Raw genomic sequence first — 19498 nt, forward strand, 5'->3', positions numbered from 1 at the left:
TGAAGGCATCATTCCTCATGCAATAGCTGCATGGCAAGTTATTTTCGAATTCTAAGTAGCGGTATCGCCCGTTAGTATGACCTTTGCGGGGCACAGTTTGACCGTACTATGCAACATTCTGACGATTTGTGATTTGCGTCTCCTGATTATCAGCTATCTCTGAATATCAACCAAAGTGATAAGCAATAATGGTCGGGGAAATAACCATGCAGGATAATACAGAGCTAAAAACAACGCGTACCGTTGGTCGCAGTGGTGCTCTCATTCAGGCACTTGTTGTGCTTGCTTCGGTTCCTTTCGCTATATTTTTCATCACTTTCGTTGCGCAATCTCTAGGCATCAACAGCCCTGCTTTACCGCCTTTGGGTATCCTTATATCTGTGTTGATCGCCAATGTGTTTTTATGGCGCAGTGGTGGCCGATGGGCTGACTTGGGGTTGAAAAAACCCCAGAGTATAATGCGTTCGATCGGTATTGGTGTTCTTGGTATGATTGTTGGTTTTGTGTTGTTTGCAGCCATGATAGCCATAACTACCTCTTTTGGTTTGCCGCGCCCTGATGTATCTGTGCTGAGCAATCTTTTGAGTGGTAATTCACTCAATTATATTCAATTTATGGTGCTTGTCGTTTGGGGCAGTGCAGCTATTGGCGAAGAGATGTTTGCGCGGGGTTTTCTCCTTAACCGGATGGAACGCGTTTTTGCTGGTGTAACTGGTGGTTGGTGGCTGGCTGCGGCGTTGCAGGCAGGGGCCTTTGGTGCCTTGCATTTTTATCAAGGGCTAACGGGTATTATCGGAACAGCCATTGTTGGTTTTCTAATGGCTATTTTGTTCCGGTATTCGGGACGCAACCTTTTTGCACCCATTGTTGCACACGGCCTGATAGATACCTGGAGTATCACAGCATTGTATCTTGGTTTTGGTCCAACTTGATTCGATAATGTTTGTTTTACTTGACCAGTCTTGTTTCAGGATAGGTTGCATGCCAGCCAAACCAGAAGGCCCTATGATACGGCAAGCGATTGAGAATAGTGCCGTCATCAGCTTCTAATTTGCTTTCGCTCAGTCGCCATTTCCTGCCATTAGTATCTGTTGCCATGGATTGACGGTCGTAATCTGTAAATACAACGCCTTTAGGGTCATAAACTCTGTTCGCACCAGATGCATCTGTCAGCACTACCAGCTTTTGTTGCCCTACCTGATCGGTATAAATCGGGGTATTGTCTAAAAAGTTAGTGTCTATTGCCAGCTGGTCACTTGGGCTTGCGAAAAACCGTAACGCCAATACCTCTTGCTTATTTTCAAGACGAGTGTCGTTAAAGGGTGTGTTAAACATGAGTTCATCGGTGGAAAAATAGTCGTTGTAAGCAACACCTTCGCCGTAGTTTCTGCGGTGACCTGTGTTAAGCGACAAAACGGTTGTTTCCGGATGGCGTCGCTTCCATTCACTCCATGTGGTTGTAACCACGCTCAAGAATTCCAGTGCGATACCTTTACCTGCAAGCGGTCCAAGCACAGGCTCTCCTTTAATAGTGTTCCAAAGGGACTGTGTCTCTTTGTCATACATCAATTTGTTGGAGCGATAGAGGAAGCCGCTGGTGCCAAGTGTGTGTTTAACGCCGTTAAACTCAGTTTTATAGGGAATAACGGTCCCGCACAGCGTGCAATAAACACCAGCAATGTCAACGCCGCCAACAGTATCAACAAACATTTCGTGCCATGCTAAAATGCGTTTGGGGTAAGCGCGGGCATCGCCGTTAATTTCAATACCAAAAACAACATTGCTATCATCGAGATAGCTCGCATCTGATGCTGTAATCATCTCTGGATTACGTAGTGGCGGAATGCCGTCTTGCTGAACACCGCCCCACCGAATTTCATCCAGCCTGATCCGTGCAGTGTTTTGGCGGCCATTAAAATATGCTTCAAAACGCGGGTCAATAACGCGGTACAGGCCTGCTTTGAAGTCAGCGTATCCTTCAATAATATCTTCGGGCTGGTTCCATAGCCATTGGTACCAATCGTTGATATCACCACCGATTTTGACGTTGTGTTTGCGCTCCAGAATAAACAGGATTTCTGCCGATAATCGCCGTGAAGCGGCATAAATGGCACTCTCCAACAAGGCGGACGTATGCGAAGGCTTCCATGTTGCATCAATGCGAATGATGGCCGCGTCAATCGCGTCCGGTTCGGTAATGCTTGCCAACGAATGCAAGAATGCAAACTCAAGGTAAGCTTCGTCAACTTTATAAGGTTCCGGCTTTTCGTATTTCAAAGGCTGTGCTGCCACGGGGATGCACGCAATCATAAGCACAGCAATCAAGGTTATCGTATGTAACTGTTCTTTTATGCTGCGCTTTACTTGTTTTATTATCGTAGCATGTAGCATTCTGTGGCCCTTATTTTACGCGGTAAACCAGTGCCTTGAGTAAAGCAGAATAATGAAATAGGCGCGAATGACGGTTGTTTCACATTCATGCGAGTGAGGGTTGATAGCAAGTAGTCAGGCAATAATGCCCATAAGGGATGCTTGTGTTTCATGGTGAATGTTCGCATAGTCTGAGTTCATGTAATCCAACAAGCCGAGACATACTATGCAGCCTTTAATTATGCCGTTTCATGACAAAATGCCCAAAATTCATGAAAGCGCTTTCATCGCTCCTGGTGCTGTTATTATCGGTGATGTTGAGATCGGTCCAGATGCGAGTGTCTGGTATGGTTCGGTGCTGCGCGGTGATGCAAACAAAATTGTTGTTGGCGCTCGTAGCAACATTCAGGACGGTACAATCGTTCATGTGGACGAGCCATCACAGAATGGTCTGCCATGTATTATTGGTGAAGACGTATTGATTGGTCATAAATGCATGTTGCATGGCTGCACGATTGAAGATCGTGGCTTTATCGGCATGTGTGCAACAGTGCTTGATGGTGCCGTAGTAGAATCGGGCGGTTTTCTTGCTGCAGGTGCCTTTCTTGGTGGTGGCAAGCGATTACCTTCAGGTGAGATGTGGGCTGGATTGCCAGCACGTAAGTTCCGTGACCTGAAGGAAGGCGAAGATTTGGGTATGCTGGCTGGTGCACGCTATTATGTTGAGGAAGCGGCTGCGCATAAGGTCGCTGTTAAAGAGCACAGAAACAACAATGAGCTTCTATTTCTCTAATGCTGTTGTGTCATTGGTTTGGTCGGACAGCATTTCAGAAATTTCTGCGTCCATATTGGGGCGGAATTTCAACACAACAGTTGGTAGAATACTGAGCTCAAGTTCGATGTCAGTGAAATGAAATTTCTTGAATTTAAGTTTGCTGCGCGCCGCACTGGCTTTGAAAAGTGAACTTAGGATAGTATTAACAAGCTTCTTTTCTTTTGTCTCCGCAAGCAAGGCAAGTTGCTCTTCGTCGCTAATGAGTTCACGCATGCGCAAGTGAGGGACAACTTTGGGGGATAAGCCCAAGCCAACTTCAATTTCGGTTACTTCATAGCCTGCGCGTTCGATGTATGGCAGCGCTTCATTAAACCGTGTTGCAGTTTTTGTCAGTGTGTCGCCGCTGAATTCTTTAAGGCCGCCAATTGTTGCTGAATAAGCGTCATTAGCGCTTGATGTCCATGAATGATCCTTTTTTTGGCCAAGCAATGCTTGCCGCATGTCTTCGAAGATATCAGGTAACCGTCGCGTCATTTTGTTCATTCTTCCATAGATTGCCTTATGCACACAAAACATGGGCATTAACAGGCTGATATGCAAGAGATATGCTGGCCTGCGTAATAGTGCTTTAAAAAGGCAAGTGCCGTTCTATATCATTTTTGAATAATGAGGAGTTGGATATGGCAGCAGAGAAGCAAAAAGCATTAGTTTCTGGCTTCGACACGAAATCTACAGCGTCTGAGGTGATTGCAGGTATGCGCCTTGATGGGAAAACAGCTGTCGTCACGGGTGGTTATTCTGGCTTGGGGCTGGAAACAGTGAAAGCGCTGGCAGGTGCGGGTGCAAAAGTCATTGTTCCTGCGCGACGACCAGATGTTGCAGGTGCTGCCTTGTCAGATATTCAGGGCGATATATCTGTTGGCTCCATGGATTTATCTGACCTTGCCAGTGTGCGCCGATTCGCGGAAGATTTCGTTGCTACAGATGCTGCGCTTGATATCTTGATCAATAATGCTGCCATTATGGCATGTCCTGAAACACGGGTTGGTGCAGGGTGGGAAGCACAGTTTGCTACCAATCATCTCGGTCATTTTTTGGTGACTCATTTTCTGATGCCTGCAGTATTGAAAGCTAATGCCCCAAGGGTGGTTAGTTTATCGTCCATTGGTCACAAGCGCAGCGGTATCCAGTGGGATGATATCCATTTTGAACAATCCGCGTACGATAAATGGGCTGCTTACGGACAAGCAAAAACGGCTAACTCATTATTTGCTTTGGGACTGCAGCAACAGTTTTCCAGCGAAGGCCTGGATGCTTTTGCTGTGCATCCTGGCGGTATTTTAACGCCTTTACAGCGCCATCTTACTAACGATGAAATGATGGAGCTGGGGTGGACACAGGCAGATGGCAGTGTTTCTGAAGTGGCCGCAAAAATGTTTAAATCACCTGAAGGCGGTGCTGCAACAAGCGTGTGGTGTGCGACATCAGAGGCTCTGACAGGACAGGGCGGTGTTTACTGCGAAGACTGCGATATTGCTGTGCTGGCTGATGAAGATACGCCGCGATATATCGGCGTGGCACCTTGGGCTGTTGATGAGAGCGGAGCGGAAAAATTGTGGGATATCAGCAAAAAGATGCTCGATTTATAAGTTTTTTTGAGAAAAATTAAAGATTAGTCAGACCTATACTTGACCCGTCACGTTTTTTAAGATGGTATCTAGTTGTGGAAACTGGGGCGCAAAGCTGAGTGCTTTAGCGATTAATTATTACCTTGATCCGAATTGTTTGGCCTTAAGTGAAGGTTGATAGGGTCTAAGATGTTATTTTCAGGGGAAGGAAACTGTTGTGGGTATTGCCAGCCTTAGTCATATCGTAGAGTTTTTTAAGTTCGGCGATAAAGGTATGTCTGATGAAGATAAGAAAGCACTTGTAGAAGAAGCTTTATTGATGACGCTTGCACGCGCGACAAGCGCTGATTGCAACATCGATTCGGTTGAAGTTGCGACTGTTCAAACAATCATGAAAGAAGTTACGGGTGCAGACGTTAGCTTGGCTGATATTCGTGTTGCCGCACTTTCTGATATGTTTAAAGAAGCAACCGTTGATAAGTATCTTGCTAAAGTTCGCGCCAAACTTGATGTTAGCGAACGCCAGATGATAGCACGTTCCTTGGCTCACTTAATTAAAGTGGATGGCAAAGTCAGTCCGTTTGAAGTTGAGTTTTTTAATATGGTATGCGGTGCACTTGCTTTAACCTCAGCCGAACTTGCTGGTTTGACGGAAGATACGATCCGGATCTAACGCTTTTGAATAGCGCTTGGGAAAATAAAACCGGTTCAATTTATGTAAACCCGTTACCTAGGTAACGGGTTTTTTTATGAACAGCGTACATTGTTATGTTTTGTCTTAATTTAGCTAAAATTTGAGTTAAATATTTACGATACGTGAATAGGATTTTGGTATTCTTTGCCCTGTAATCATGTGTGTGTTAAAGAAACACCTACTCATTGGCTTTTGGGGAAGTTTAATGGACTTAAAGACGCTGACCAATATGTTTCCATCGCATAAGCTTGTGATGAACGAGCAGTATGCTCAGGAACATATAAGTACGCTTAAAACGAAAACGCTGCTTAATTGGTCTGATACCATCTTTGTTAACTGTGACTTCACTGAAGCGCAGTTTCATCTAATGATGGTATCCAGCGCAATTTTCTTCCAATGCGATTTTTCCGGCGCATCACTGCGTGCATGTGACATTGAAGGTTGTGAGTTTATCTCTTGCAATATGACGTGTTGTGACTTGCAGGGGTCATTTGTCAGTGACACCACTTTTACTGACTGTATCATCGGTGGTATACGTGGGCCTGTAAGCCCGGCTGGGGTGGCTTTCTTCTTCCCGCGGTATTCGCGTAATTTACCGCTGACCTCTCAAGCCCCTTACTATGTTATGACAACACCCGAAGAGCTCGTGTATGTTTTCCGGACCGAAAATGACTGGCGGATTCATGGTTTACATAAACGCCTTGTTGTCGGGCTGGACAATATTGAAGAAGCCGAAGAACCATACAGGGCAGTGTTGCAGGCGGTTGCAACGATAGAACAGAAAAAGATTGATTTACTACGCATTGACCCCAATACAGGCTTATAGTGCGCAAAATTGAACGATCGTTGAAAAATTACATCAATCACCCTTGACCCGTTGCTAAAAACTCTTTTAGGTTCATCCCAACATCTAAATCCTCCGTACCTACGGTGGTAGTGGAGGGAGGCCGCTTTGAAATCTATACATTTTGTCTTTGTACTGCTGCTGATAATTGCTGGCATTACCGCATATATATTCATGGCGGAGCAACCTCCCGGTGCAACGGGATTGCAGCATACAAGCATTAACGGACTATCTGTCGGTGGCGACAGAGGCAGTCAGGTAAGTGCGCTTGGCAATGCGCCGTATTACTTTCAAGTTGCTGTAATTTTGCTTGCTGGTGCCATGCTTTATATGGGAATTGCGCCGCATAGGCGTGATGCACAGTTAAAACTGTTCTTTGCTGTTGGGTTAGGGTTTGCGCTTTTTGTCTGGACGATGGTCTACACAGGATATGAAGCATACCTCGCCACTGGTGAAAGTAACATTGCTTTTGGGTTTCCTGTACCCACAACATGGATGCTTTGGGGTATTTGGGGTAGCTTTGTTGTGTTTGATCTTTTTTACGTAGTGGCATTTCGGCGTTATTTTTTGCCTAAAGAGGATGAAGCCGCCTTTGATGCGCTTGTTCGTGAAATCAAATCAGAACAGGAAGCCTTATAATGGAAGAGTTTCGCCAACCAATCATTTTGGCTTTTGTCGCATTATATATGGGCATATGCATATGGGTCGGTATTTGGGCTATGCGCCGCACAAAATCCGCCAGTGATTTTTTTGTTGCAGGCCGTGGCTTGGGGCCTGTTGTTGTCAGCCTTGCGGTGTTCTCATCTACATTATCGGGATTTGGTTTTGTTGGTGGGCCTGGCCTTGTCTATGCGACAGGGCTTAGTTCGATATGGATGGCAGTTTGTTCTGCGCTTGGCTACGCCACTGGGTTTTATCTGGTCGCGAAACGTATCCGAATGGTTGCCGAGGTTCGGGATACGATGTCCTTGCCCGATGTGGTTTACGCGCGCTACGGCAGCGAAGCTGCAAGACTGTTGACAGCAGGAACGATATTACTGGGTGTTTTGGGGTATCTGGCCACCCAAATTCTCGCTATGGCGCTGGTGTTGCAATCCATTTTGTCAGCGACGGAAATGTTCGCAGATATCAGTTTGCTTGCCTGTGTCGTTGTGTCTTCTGCCGTGCTTATTTTCTATTGTGTTACGGGTGGTATCTTGGCTTCTGTATATACAGACTTGGTGCAGGGGATCGTTATGATTCTTGCTGGTGCACTCGTGGTAATTACCGCAGCTAATGTTTTTGAAGGTGGTTTTGCTGAAGCTTCCAGTGTGTTGCTCACTAATGACGGTGCAGACATTATGCCCTTTGGAACACTGGGTGTTATGGCATCCCTTTCATGGTATTTCATGTTTGGTCTTGGTCTTGCGGGGCAACCGCATGTGGCGACCAAAATGATGATGAACCGCAACCTGTCAGATAACCGCGTCATTTTGCCAATGACGGTGTTTGGTTACCTGATCGCCGCAATGCTCTGGATTTCTGTAGGCATTGTCATGCGTGCATTGGTGCTTGGTGATGTGCAATTGCCTATTGGCTCTGCTGATCAGGCTGCACCGGTATTCCTGTCAACTTATGCACATCCAATTTTAGCTGGTGTTGTGTTTGCAGGCTTGTTTGCCGCGATCATGTCAACGGCAGATGGTTTTCTCAACATTGGCGCCGCGGCTGTCACACACGATATCCCGAAGGCTATTCGCGGGCGCTCCCTCGAAAACGAGTTGTTTTGGGCACGCGTGGCCACCATCGTTCTTTCAATCATTGCGGCTTCAATTGCTTTGTTAAGTGATCAACTAGTTGCGTTGCTTGGTGCTTTTGGCTGGGGAACGTTTGCCGCAGCCTTGGTGCCTGTTGTCATAATTGGGTTAAACTGGAAAGGAGCAACCGCCCGAGGGGCGATTGTTGCGATATCCGTTAGCTTGCTTATCAATTTTGCACTTCAGATATGGCAAGTACAAATCCCGTACGCTATGTCCGGCGGTTTTGTTTCAATGTTAACCTCAATGATTTTGTTCATTGGCGTATCGTTAATGGAGAAACCAAAACCCCTACCACGTGATATCGACCGGATTATGGAGTTGTAATTCGACTTGGAAAGTCCAACCTATTGTATAGTGTAATTGGCTTTATACTGTGGGGAGCGAAAATAGTGGATAAAACGGCAAAGGTTAATTGGCGCAAAGCAAGTGTTGAAGTTGCCAGCATTGTATTTGCTGTTTTGCTGGCACTTTGGCTGGAAGGTTGGCGTGAAGACACTGAACAACAGTATCTGGCGCAGGAAAACCTGGACCGTGTGGTAACAGAGATTACTCAAAACCGAGCAGACCTTGTGGCTTCAATCGCTCTTCATAAATCTTATATTCAGGCTTTAAGTGCTGCCTTAAATGAAGAGGCTTTGTCGTTTAATTTGTTGGCCCCACATTTAAAAGTTGATGGTGGTACAACAAGCAATGCCGCATGGCAGTCAGCGCGTATGTCAACGTCAGTTAGTCGCATATCACCAGAGGTCACTGTCGAGCTTGCTGCGTTGTATGATACGCAGGCGTATTATGCGGATTACCTCAATTTCTTCTTCCAACGCTATATTGATCTGATCTCGGACATCGAAGAAAGTGCTGCACCCCAAACTGCAACGCGAAAGTTTATACGCCATTTAGCTGTAACTAATGCGCTAGCTGGTCAGCTACTTGGGCGGTATGACAATTTTCTCAAAACGCAGGGTGTCTCCATTGAGGGTGCTTCAGGAGGTGCTGGAAGCGAAAACTAGTTTTCGCTATTGATCCCCAGTTCTTTTAGAATAGCATCTGTGTCTTGACCGCGTCTTGCCGGGGAGTTTTTCACTTCCGCTACAGTGCGTGAAAATTTTGGTGTCGGCGCAGGTTGTCTAACGCCGTCAACTTTAATAAAGCTGTCACGTTCTTGGTTGTGCGGATGTTCATGTGCCTCCCAAAACGGTATAATAGGCGCGAAGCACGCATCGCTGCCTGTAAGCAAGCCTTCCCATTCAGCTAGTGTTTTTGACTTGAATATCTCTTCAAGTTCAAGGCGCAATGCAGGCCATTCGGCAGGGTCCATATGCTTGTTCATCCAAGTAGTATCCAGACCGATTTTTTCAATAAACACCTGCATGAACTGAGGCTCGATTGCACCAAACGATGCATACTTTCCATCACTTGTTTCAAAGGTACCGTAGAAATGTGCCCCGCCATCAAGCAGGTTAACGCCGCGTGCTGGTGCCCACATCCCGCTTGCTTTCAGGGAATGGAAAATTGACATCAGCGCGGATGAACCTTCGACCATACTAACATCAATGGTTTGCCCGCGTCCTGATTTTTGCGCCTCAAGCAGCGCACATACAAGACCAAACGCCATCATCATGCCGCCACCACCATAGTCTGCAACCAGATTTAGCGGGGCCGTTGGGGGTGCGTCTTTGGGGCCCATTGCGTGCAATGCGCCCGAGAGTGCGATGTAATTTATGTCATGACCGGCAGTATCAGATAGCGGGCCGGTTTGGCCCCAGCCTGTTAAGCGGCCGTATATAAGTTTTGGATTTATGGCTGCAATATCATCGGGACCAAGATCTAATTTTTCCATAACACCAGGTCGGAAACCTTCGAACAAAGCATCGGCCGTTTCACATAGTTTTAGGAAGATTTCTCTATCTTTTGGAGATTTCAGGTCAAGTGCAATGGAGCGTTTGCCGCGCCGGTTAATGTCTACACTGAGGATGCCGGCGTCTTGCCCGGCGCGATCAACAGCAATAACATCCGCTCCCATGTCGGCAAACATCATCCCTGCAAATGGGCCAGGGCCTATGCCCACAACTTCAATAATACGGTAGCCTGCTAACGGTCCCATCATTCCCTCTGTGTTCAGTTAGATGAAACGCTATTCAGGCAAAATACCTACTTGGGTGCCATGCGTGCTGCTGCGTCCATCCGGATTGTCTCACCATTAAGATAGATGTTATCAACGATATGGCGAGCAAGTTTTGCATATTCTGTTGGTTTGCCCAGTCTTTTCGGAAACACAACTTGACCTGTGAGGCTTTCAACAGCTGCTTCAGGTAGGCCATCAAACAGCGGTGTATGTATAAAGCCAGGTGCAATAGACATTACGCGAACACCGTAACGAGCAAGCTCACGCGCAATAGGTAATGTCAGGCCAACAACGCCGCCTTTGGATGATGCATAAGCTGCTTGGCCGATTTGCCCTTCATAAGCAGCAACAGATGCTGTGTTAATGATCACACCGCGCTCGCCGTCCTCGCCAGCTGTGTTGCGCGCCATTGCCTCAGCAGCTTGCGACGAAACATTGTACGTGCCGATAAGATTAATGTTCACAATCTTGCGGTACACATCCAGCGATGTGCGCTTGCCTTCACGGTCAAGAACTTTTTGAGGTGTTGCGACACCAGCGCAGTTTACGGCAATATCTAATTGACCGAATGTCTCGATTGCTGCGGCCACGGCTTGCTCGACATCAGTTTCGCTTGTCACATCTGTTTTAACGTAGACTGCTTTTGCGCCCAGTTGGCTTGCTAGCTCATTACCTGCTTCATCATTCAAATCAACGATAACTGCGTTAGCACCGCCTGCAACAAATGCTTCGACCGTAGCGCGTCCCAGCCCGGATGCGCCGCCAGTAACCAGCGCTGTTTTGCCTTTGATGTCCATGATAGCTCTCCTGATGCATGCATAATTACGGCGCGACCATACCGGTGCAGGGCATCAGATATCAAGCGGTAGATTACTAATATTGAATGATCTTGTTTTTCTTTCTGTATTCACACGCGTTATAGACATTAAGCAAAGGCCGTGATCATATAAATGTGATGACATGTTGTCGCGTTTATCCTTGGTAATACGATGCGGCATACCATATGGCACAGTGAAATATGGTAAGGGCGATTAGCTCAAGCCGATGCGGAGAAAAGCGATGGAATATGATTACGATCTATTTGTGATAGGGGCAGGCTCTGGTGGTGTTCGCGCCAGTCGGATTGCATCCCAGTTTGGTGCGCGTGTTGCTGTAGCGGAAGAATACCGGGTCGGCGGTACCTGTGTTATCCGAGGTTGTGTGCCCAAGAAGCTGCTCGTTTATGCAAGTCATTTCTCCGAGGATTTTGAAACCGCACGCGGCTACGGCTGGGATGTTGGTGAAAGCAAGTTTGACTGGAAAACGCTGATTGCCCGCAAGGATACTGAAATTGACCGTCTGAACGGTCTTTATATTCAGACCCTCGACGGTGCAGGTGTGGAAATTATCAATGGACGCGCAACTGTTGAAGGTCCGCACAGTGTCCGTGTTGGCGATAAGGTATATACAGCAAAAACTATTTTGATTGCGGTTGGTGGCTGGCCCACAATGCCTGATGTGCCAGGTATCGAACATGCAATTTCCTCTAACGAGGCGTTGCATCTGGAAGATTTGCCGGATCATGTTGTTGTTGTGGGTGGCGGCTACATTGCTGTTGAATTTGCAGGTATCTTTAACGGTATGGGGGCGAAGGTTACGCAACTGTACCGCGGCGAGCAAATCCTACGTGGTTTTGATGATGAAATCAGAAATCACCTCGCCGATGAGATGCGTAAAAAAGACATTGATCTGCGCACTGAGCTGAACATTACCGCCATTGAAAAAACAGATGATGGTCTATCACTCACATTAACGGATGGCACGACGATGAAAGCTGATGCCGTTATGTATGCAACAGGCCGTAAGCCTAAGGTTGATGGTCTTGGTTTGGAGACTGCAGGCGTTGAGCTTAATAAAAACGGTGCTGTTAAAGTTGATGCGTACGGTAAAACAAATGTTGATAGCATTTATGCGGTTGGGGATGTAACTGACCGGGTTCAGTTAACGCCGGTTGCGATTAAGGAAGGTCATGCGTTTGCTTTGACTGTGTTTGGCGATACGCCAACTTCACCTGAGCACGACGCCATTCCGACTGCTGTGTTTTCCCAGCCGCCTATTGGTACTGTTGGTGTTTCCGAAGAACAAGCGCGTGAAAAGTACGATGAAATCGAAGTATTCACTTCTGATTTCCGTCCAATGAAGCATACGCTTGGAGGTTCCGATGAACGTGCGTTTACAAAATTGATTGTGGATAAGGCAACGGACAAGGTTGTTGGTGCACACATGATTGGACTGGATGCCTCTGAGATTATTCAGGGAATTGGTATTGCGGTGAAGGCTGAGTTAACCAAAAAGCAGTTTGACCAGACGGTTGCGGTGCACCCTTCATCGGCTGAAGAGTTTGTTTTAATGCGAAACTCGCGATCTTAGTAAGAAGAATTCGCATTTATTAGAATATATTTTCTTCAAAAGGTTATTTATAGCCAAGAGATAGAAAATATATGTCGTGCATACGAGGTGGGGCAGTGTAAAGATTGCTTCCGCTTCAAAAGCGGCATATGAAAAGCGTATAGGAATACGCTAAACGGATGCAAAGGACGGTTGGATGGCATCAGATATTCAAACATTGGAATCAGCGGTAGTTCGCTTTGCGGGCGATAGTGGTGATGGCATGCAGCTGACGGGCAGTCAGTTTACTACATCCACCGCACTTGCGGGTAGCGATCTGGCAACATTCCCTGATTTCCCGGCGGAGATCAGAGCGCCAGTGGGCACAACATTTGGTGTGTCTGCGTTTCAGATTAATTTCGGCGCGCGTTCAATTAAAACGGTTGGTGATCAACCTGATGTTTTGGTTGCAATGAACCCAGCAGCGCTGAAGACCAATATCGCTAATTTGCGTGCTGGTGGTTTATTGGTGGTCGACTCTGGTGCATTTACCAAGCGTAACTTGCAAAAAGCTGGCTTTGAAACAAACCCGCTTGGTACGCCGATGCTTGATAATTATCAGGTCATCGACCTTGATATATCAAAGATGACTCTGGAAGCAGTTAAAGAGTTTGGCCTTGGTAACAAAGAGGCACTGCGCTGTAAGAACATGTGGACTCTTGGCCTTATGCTCTGGATGTTCTCGCGCAACCGTGCTCCAGTTGTTGACTGGTTGAACGGTAAGTTTGCCAAAAAGCCTGAAATTGCACAATCAAACATCGCTGCGCTCAATGCTGGTCATGCGTTTGGTGAAACAGCTGAATTGTCTGCACACATTAAACGTTACCAAATTGGCGCAAATAAAACCGAAGCTGGTCTTTATCGTACAGTGACAGGTAGTCAGGCGTTGTCATGGGGTATTGCTGCTGGCGGTGAGCTTGCGGGCCTTGATATTATGCTGGGTAGTTACCCGATTACACCGGCATCGCCAATTTTGCATACCCTTTCGGGGATGAAAGAACTGGGTGTTACGACGTTCCAGGCTGAAGATGAAATTGCTGCAATATGTGCGGCCATTGGCGCTTCATACGCAGGTGCGCTAGGTGTGACCAGCTCATCAGGGCCAGGTATCGCACTGAAAACAGAAGCGCTAGGTCTTGCCATTTCAACAGAGCTGCCGCTCGTTGTTATCAATAGCCAGCGTGGTGGCCCATCAACCGGTTTGCCAACAAAAACTGAACAATCAGACCTTTATCAAGCAATTTATGGTCGTAACGGTGATGCGCCGCTGCCGGTTGTTGCAACCCGTAGTCCGGGTGATTGTTTTGAAGCCGCTATTGAAGCATGCCGGTTGGCAGTTAAATACATGACACCAGTTATGTTGCTAACGGATGGCTTCATCGCAAATGCTGCTGAACCATGGAAGTTGCCTGATATTGATGCACTTGAGCCGTTCACGGTCGATTTCGCAGCAACACCCGCTGAAGGCGAAAGCTTTAATCCATTTAAACGTGACGATAAAACGTTGGCGCGCAACTGGGGCATTCCGGGCGTGAAAGGCACGGAGCACCGTATTGGTGGCATTGAGAAAAGCTACGATACTGGGCATATCTCGTATGATCCTGATAATCACCAGAAGATGACTGATACGCGCTTTGCTAAGATTGATAATATCGCTGACGATATTCCGCCGCAAACTATTGAACAAGGCGATGATACAGGCACACTGGTTGTTGTTGGTTGGGGCTCAACATACGGGCCAATTTCTGAAGCGGTGAAAGCCGCACGCGCAGAAGGCCTGAACGTTAGTCATATGCATATACGTTACCTGAACCCGTTCCCGCGTAATCTTGAAAGTGTTTTACGTGGTTTCGATAAAGTACTGGTACCTGAAATGAATGCAGGTCAGCTAAAAACGGTTCTACGTGACAAGTTCCTGATTGATGCCAAACCACTTAATCAGGTTTCAGGTTTGCCGTTTAAAATTGAAGATATCTTAAGCGCTATCCGCGCTGAAGTTAGTTCGTGAAGGAGTAAGGGAAATGAACCAGATGACTGCTCCAAATGAGAAATTAACTATCAAAGACTTCACCAGTGACCAAGAAGTACGTTGGTGCCCTGGTTGCGGTGATTATGCCATCCTGAAATGCATGCAGCGCACACTACCAGAACTGGGTGTTACCCGTGAAAATACGGTGTTTGTTTCAGGTATCGGCTGCTCAAGCCGGTTCCCATATTATATGGATACCTATGGTTTTCACACAATCCACGGCCGCGCACCTGCGGTGGCAACGGGCGTTAAGCTTGCTAATCCTGAGCTTGATGTATGGATGATCACTGGTGACGGTGATGGTTTGTCTATCGGTGGTAATCATCTTATGCACGTGCTGCGCCGCGATGTTGATATCAATATTCTATTGTTTAATAATAAGATTTACGGCCTGACAAAAGGGCAATATTCACCAACATCTGATGTTGGAACGCGCTCGCCGTCCACACCGCAAGGCTCTGTTGATCCAAGCCTTAACCCAATCATTTTTGCACTGGGCTCTGGTGCAAGGTTTGTGGCGCGCACTGTTGATACAGCGTTGAAACATATGCCAGGTGTGTTTACGCGTGCGCACGGTTTCACTGGTGCAGCGTTTGTTGAGATTTTGCAGAACTGCATTGTTTACAATGACGCAACGTGGGCAGGCGTGACCGAAAAATCTGTTGTTGCAGACAAGCAATTGCTGCTTGAGCACGGCGAAAAAATGTTGTTTGGCGCCGAAGGCAATAAAGGCATTCGTTTCAATGCGGACACTTTCGCCCTTGAAGTTGTGGTGGTTGGCGAAGGCGGCATCACCGAAGACGATGTGCTGACCCACGATGAAAGCAACTTGCAGCTTGCGCGTATGCTTGCTGAACTAGGAGGTAACCCTAGTGAACCAATGGCCATGGGTGTGTTGTATGCAGAGCAAGCCGAAGTTGCTTATACAGACGCTGTTATTGGCCAGGTAGAAGCTGTCAAAGGTAAGCGTAGCCTGAAGGATATTATCTATTCTGGCCAAACGTGGGAAGTGAAGTAACCTTCTTTCGTATATGACATTATGAAAAAGCCCGGTCATTTGCCGGGCTTTTTTGTTACCTGTATAGCGATTAGCCAAAACAGGGTGCTTGTCATCGCCTGTGATCTATGCCATTTCTGACCTCGCTTGGTGCCTTGGGCAGATTCTCCTTAGGCTAAGAGGAAACGCGGTGAAAATCCGCGACTGTACCCGCAACTGTAAGCGGCGAGTGAGTTTTTCATATATGCCACTGGATTTATCCGGGAAGGCAGAAAAATTTACCGTGACCCGTAAGTCAGGAAGCCTGCCACGCCGTCGTCGATCCTCTGGCCGGGTTAGTCAATAGAGGGACGGTTCCAACCGTACTGACGATACTTATGTGTTGTCGCGTGCGGGTTCTGGACCAAAACTCCATATCTCCTCGCGGTATTTTAAAGCCTGGCTGCAAATGCGGCCTAAAGCTTCTTGAGGAGCAACTAATGAAATACTCTCTATCGTATCCTTTAAGTGTACTGAGTCTGTTCTGCGCCGCATCTGCAGGTGCGCAGCAATCCGACGCGGCAGATGATAATGTAGAAAATGTCATTGTAACCGGTACACGCATTCCAACGCGGGTCTCTGATATTGCAAGTCCGGTTACCATTATTTCAGCAGAAGAACTGGCAGCACGCCAGACTGTTCGGCTTGTTGATGTGCTTGCAACACTCCCTGGCATTGCTGTGCAGCGCACAGGTTCTGTTGGTGGTCAAACGCAATTAAGACTGCGCGGTGCTGAAGCAAATCAGACACTCATTCTTATTGATGGTGTTGAAGCCAATGATCCGGCTGCAGGCGATGAAGTACAGTTGGAGCACCTTGTTACAACAGGTATTGAGCGTATAGAAATTATCCGCGGGCCGCAGTCTGCTGCATGGGGTAGTGATGCGCTTGCTGGTGTCATTAATATTGTTACCAAAAAGGGTACTGGTGATTTGTCACTTGGTGCACATGCTGAAGCAGGCAGTTTTGGTACTTTCAATGGTGGCTTCACTGCTAGCGGTGGCGGTGACGGTTGGCACTTGAATGGCGGATTTAATTATCTTGACGCATCAGGCACGAACGTTTCACGTGTTGGCGATGAAGATGACGGCTACCGTAATGTAACAGCGAATGTACGCGGTGGGTTCGATATAACCGATACAATATCTTTTGATGCAAGTATCCGGCATACAGACGCAGAAAATGAGGCTGATGCAGCTGATTTTCTGGTCACAGGCCTTCCGGCTGATAGTGACAATGTAACCGACACGCGCAGTACTGTATTTGGTGCTGGTGTAAAAGGTGTTTTCCTGGACGGCGCCTGGACACAAGGTTTACGCATAACATGGTTAGACACGGAAATAGAAAACACTGCTGGTGGTGCTCCAAACGGTGCAACAGCTGCAGAGCGTTTCAGTTTCTATGCCGATGCCCGGTTGAAGCTTGACGATAATCATGCACTCACTTTGCTGTTCGATCATGAAGAGTCCGACTTCAGTCAACGCGGTGTTGCTTCGCCTTTTGGTGATCCTAATCAGGATCAGGAGCGTTCTGTAACGGGTTACGGTGCCGATTATACGGGGCAATGGGTGCCTAACTTTACGGTTACAGCAAGTATCCGCCGCGATGATAATGATGGGTTGGACGATTTCACAAGTTGGCGTTTTGGTGCGTCATATAGCTACCCTGAAACTGGTACACGCCTATTTGCAAATGTTGCGCGCGGTCAAAAAGCACCAACCTTCCTTGAGTTATTTGGCTTTTTTGCTGATCAATTTATTGGTAATCCAAATCTGGAGCCTGAACGCTCAACCAACTATGAAGCAGGTATTGAGCAAACGTGGTTGGATGGTCGTGTTATGACACGTGCAACGTATTTTTCAGCGAATTTGCGTAATGAAATTAACGGCTTTGTTTTTGACCCTGTAACATTCCAGTTTACGGCAGATAATGTTGATGGTCGCTCAACGCGAGAAGGTATTGAGCTGGAGCTTGATGCGACTGTTAATAAGGCGCTGACATTGCGCGCTAACTACGCATATCTTCGTTCACGCGAACCAGATGCTGGCGGCGTGTTGCAGCAAGAAGTGCGGCGCCCGCGTCATAGTGCGGATGTCTTTGTAAGCTACCAGCCAACGGACGCTTTCAGTGTTACAGCCAATGCAAGCTACACCGGTGAAGCGATTGACACTTTCTTCCCTCCGTTCCCGCAGCCAAGTGAGCGAGTGACTCTTAATGACTATGTACTTGTGAACATCACGGGGCAGTATGCTGTAAATGAAACTGTCACTGTGTACGGTCGCGCAGAAAACCTCTTTGATACAAATTATGAGAATGTTTTTGGCTTTAATACACCGGGTCTCGGCGTGTTTGGCGGCGTAAGAGTGAAATTCTAGGGAGATACATCATGCATATCTTTCTGATTATGCTAGCAGCAATAGGACGCGCGATACCACATCCATGGGGCTTCACGCCCCTTGGTGGTGTCGGTTTGTTTGCAGGTGCAAATGTGTCGCTGCGCATGGCGCTGCTGATACCGTTCGTGCCGTTGTTTATCGGTGATGCGTTAATCGGGTTTTATGATTTGCGTGTATTTATCGCGGTATATATCGGCCATATGTGTGCACCATTGATCGGCCGTTATCTGATCGCCGGGCGGATTCGCATCACGACCGTAGCTGGTGGGGTCGCGTTAAACGCTGTTGCATTTTATCTGATATCAAACTTTGGCTCTTTTATTACTTACTACGAACATTCAATGACTGGTTTAATCACTTGCTATGTTAACGGCTTACCGTATCTGGGCGTGAGCCTTGTTGGCGACAGTGTATATGCAACAGTGTTGTTTGGTGGTCAGTACATTCTCAAAAGCGCCAAGGCATCAGAGGAAGGGCATCAAGCATGAGGCTTGCTTCGCTTTTACCAAGTGCAACAGAGATTGTTGATGCGCTTGGTTTGGCGGACCAGTTAGTAGGGGTGTCGCATTCATGCGATTTTCCTGCCTCGGTTATTCCGTTGCCAAAATTGACGCGCTGCCGGATTGATGTTGATGCACCTGCTGCGGTGATTGATGCAGCAGTTAAAACAGATGCGGCGTCGACAGAATCCATATATGTTTTGGAAACGCCCAAACTTAAAGAATTGAAGCCTGATCTGATTATCAGCCAAGGCGTGTGCGATGTATGTGCTGTCTCAGGTCGTACGGTAAGTGAGGTGCTTTCCGAGCTGGATCCGCGACCGGTACTTGTTAACCTTGAGCCATTTTCACTGGTGGATGTGCTGGCAACCATAACGGCAGTTGGCGACGCAGCAGATGTTTCCGCTAAAGCAGCAGAAGTTGTCAGTGCATTTCAAGCGCGTATTGATGCGGTGCGAGAAGCGACAGCGAACGCAAGTGCGCGCCCTCGGTTAATGTTTATCGACTGGACGGACCCGCCGTTTTTATCCGGGCATTGGACGCATGATCTTATAGAATATGCAGGTGCTACCAACATTATGTCCAACATTGGCGCACCTAGTGTAGAGACGACATGGGAGCACATTATTGAGCAAGCACCTGATGTTCTCATGGTTGCATGTTGTGGTTTTCCATTAGATCGCACACTGCGTGAGATCAATGGCACGCAGGCCGAAACAGCTATTGAAGAATTGCGCGTGAAGGGAACGATTGTTCATATCCTTGATGGCAAGTCGCTGTTTTCCAATCCGGGACCACGGATTATAGATAGCTTGGAGCTGTTGGCGCATACGCTACACCCCGATTTGGTGCCCTTGCCAACTATTCATTTAAAGTAG

Annotated in this window: 18 protein-coding genes and 1 riboswitch; of the genes, 14 read left to right on the top strand and 4 right to left on the bottom strand. The window is 47.3% G+C overall.

The features are described from left to right. Positions 1-206: 206 nt before the first annotated feature. On the top strand, positions 207-932 hold the full coding sequence (locus tag OEU88_RS04315; protein WP_262693877.1) for a CPBP family intramembrane glutamic endopeptidase: 726 nt from the start codon (positions 207-209) through the stop codon (positions 930-932). A gap of 16 nt (positions 933-948) precedes the next feature. Here the strand turns inward: OEU88_RS04315 and OEU88_RS04320 are convergent, their stop codons facing one another. Beyond that, positions 949-2391, bottom strand: a complete 1443-nt coding sequence (locus OEU88_RS04320; RefSeq protein WP_262693878.1) for a DUF3179 domain-containing protein — start codon at positions 2389-2391, stop codon at positions 949-951. A gap of 205 nt (positions 2392-2596) precedes the next feature. On the opposite strand from OEU88_RS04320, the gene OEU88_RS04325 reads away from it, so the two are divergent. Next, on the top strand, positions 2597-3163 hold the full coding sequence (locus OEU88_RS04325; protein ID WP_262693879.1) for a gamma carbonic anhydrase family protein: 567 nt from the start codon (positions 2597-2599) through the stop codon (positions 3161-3163). Here the strand turns inward: OEU88_RS04325 and OEU88_RS04330 are convergent. Then, positions 3152-3679: a hypothetical protein gene (locus tag OEU88_RS04330; RefSeq protein WP_262693880.1), complete on the bottom strand. Its 528-nt coding sequence runs from the start codon at positions 3677-3679 to the stop codon at positions 3152-3154. The two genes, OEU88_RS04325 and OEU88_RS04330, sit on opposite strands and share 12 nt — an antisense overlap. A 146-nt stretch (positions 3680-3825) precedes the next feature. Between OEU88_RS04330 and OEU88_RS04335 the strand changes: the two genes are divergently transcribed. The 6 genes from OEU88_RS04335 (at position 3826) to OEU88_RS04360 (ending at position 9117) form a co-directional block, all read left to right on the top strand. Beyond that, entirely contained in the window at positions 3826-4794 is a 969-nt protein-coding gene (locus tag OEU88_RS04335) for an oxidoreductase (protein WP_262693881.1), read from the top strand. 196 nt (positions 4795-4990) lie between these two features. Continuing rightward, positions 4991-5446: a TerB family tellurite resistance protein gene (locus OEU88_RS04340; RefSeq protein ID WP_262693882.1), complete on the top strand. Its 456-nt coding sequence runs from the start codon at positions 4991-4993 to the stop codon at positions 5444-5446. Positions 5447-5672: 226 nt separating this feature from the next. Beyond that, positions 5673-6293, top strand: coding sequence for a pentapeptide repeat-containing protein (locus OEU88_RS04345; protein WP_262693883.1), 621 nt, complete (start codon positions 5673-5675; stop codon positions 6291-6293). Between the two features lie 126 nt (positions 6294-6419). After that, complete coding sequence (locus OEU88_RS04350; RefSeq protein ID WP_262693884.1) at positions 6420-6950, top strand: hypothetical protein; 531 nt, start codon at positions 6420-6422, stop codon at positions 6948-6950. Next, positions 6950-8434 (top strand): sodium/proline symporter, encoded by a 1485-nt coding sequence (locus tag OEU88_RS04355; protein WP_262693885.1) that lies wholly within the window; start codon positions 6950-6952, stop codon positions 8432-8434. The genes OEU88_RS04350 and OEU88_RS04355 overlap by 1 nt, the downstream gene beginning before the upstream one ends. A 65-nt stretch (positions 8435-8499) precedes the next feature. After that, the gene (locus OEU88_RS04360; protein WP_262693886.1) at positions 8500-9117 is read left to right on the top strand and encodes a hypothetical protein; all 618 of its coding nucleotides are present in this window, start codon (positions 8500-8502) and stop codon (positions 9115-9117) included. On the opposite strand, the gene OEU88_RS04365 is transcribed toward OEU88_RS04360, so the two are convergent. Further along, a complete protein-coding gene (locus OEU88_RS04365; RefSeq protein ID WP_262693887.1) occupies positions 9114-10214 on the bottom strand; it encodes a CaiB/BaiF CoA transferase family protein in 1101 nt (366 codons plus the stop codon). The two genes, OEU88_RS04360 and OEU88_RS04365, sit on opposite strands and share 4 nt — an antisense overlap. Before the next feature lie 44 nt (positions 10215-10258). Beyond that, on the bottom strand, positions 10259-11029 hold the full coding sequence (locus OEU88_RS04370) for an SDR family NAD(P)-dependent oxidoreductase (protein ID WP_262693888.1): 771 nt from the start codon (positions 11027-11029) through the stop codon (positions 10259-10261). A 262-nt stretch (positions 11030-11291) separates the two neighbouring features. Between OEU88_RS04370 and gor the strand changes: the two genes are divergently transcribed. The 6 genes from gor (at position 11292) to OEU88_RS04400 (ending at position 19498) form a co-directional block, all read left to right on the top strand. Further along, positions 11292-12641: a glutathione-disulfide reductase gene (gene gor / locus OEU88_RS04375; protein ID WP_262693889.1), complete on the top strand. Its 1350-nt coding sequence runs from the start codon at positions 11292-11294 to the stop codon at positions 12639-12641. A 175-nt stretch (positions 12642-12816) separates the two neighbouring features. After that, positions 12817-14667, top strand: a complete 1851-nt coding sequence (locus OEU88_RS04380; protein WP_262693890.1) for a 2-oxoacid:acceptor oxidoreductase subunit alpha — start codon at positions 12817-12819, stop codon at positions 14665-14667. A gap of 13 nt (positions 14668-14680) precedes the next feature. Beyond that, the gene (locus OEU88_RS04385; RefSeq protein ID WP_262693891.1) at positions 14681-15706 is read left to right on the top strand and encodes a 2-oxoacid:ferredoxin oxidoreductase subunit beta; all 1026 of its coding nucleotides are present in this window, start codon (positions 14681-14683) and stop codon (positions 15704-15706) included. A 110-nt stretch (positions 15707-15816) separates the two neighbouring features. Continuing rightward, positions 15817-16012: riboswitch (cobalamin riboswitch) on the top strand. A 152-nt stretch (positions 16013-16164) separates the two neighbouring features. Further along, entirely contained in the window at positions 16165-18099 is a 1935-nt protein-coding gene (locus OEU88_RS04390) for a TonB-dependent receptor plug domain-containing protein (RefSeq protein WP_262693892.1), read from the top strand. An 11-nt stretch (positions 18100-18110) separates the two neighbouring features. After that, complete coding sequence (locus OEU88_RS04395) at positions 18111-18608, top strand: DUF6580 family putative transport protein (protein WP_262693893.1); 498 nt, start codon at positions 18111-18113, stop codon at positions 18606-18608. Then, positions 18605-19498: an ABC transporter substrate-binding protein gene (locus tag OEU88_RS04400; protein ID WP_262693894.1), complete on the top strand. Its 894-nt coding sequence runs from the start codon at positions 18605-18607 to the stop codon at positions 19496-19498. The genes OEU88_RS04395 and OEU88_RS04400 overlap by 4 nt, the downstream gene beginning before the upstream one ends.

Origin of the sequence: Kordiimonas aquimaris (assembly GCF_025574485.1) — a bacterium.
Taxonomy (GTDB): domain Bacteria; phylum Pseudomonadota; class Alphaproteobacteria; order Sphingomonadales; family Kordiimonadaceae; genus Kordiimonas; species Kordiimonas aquimaris.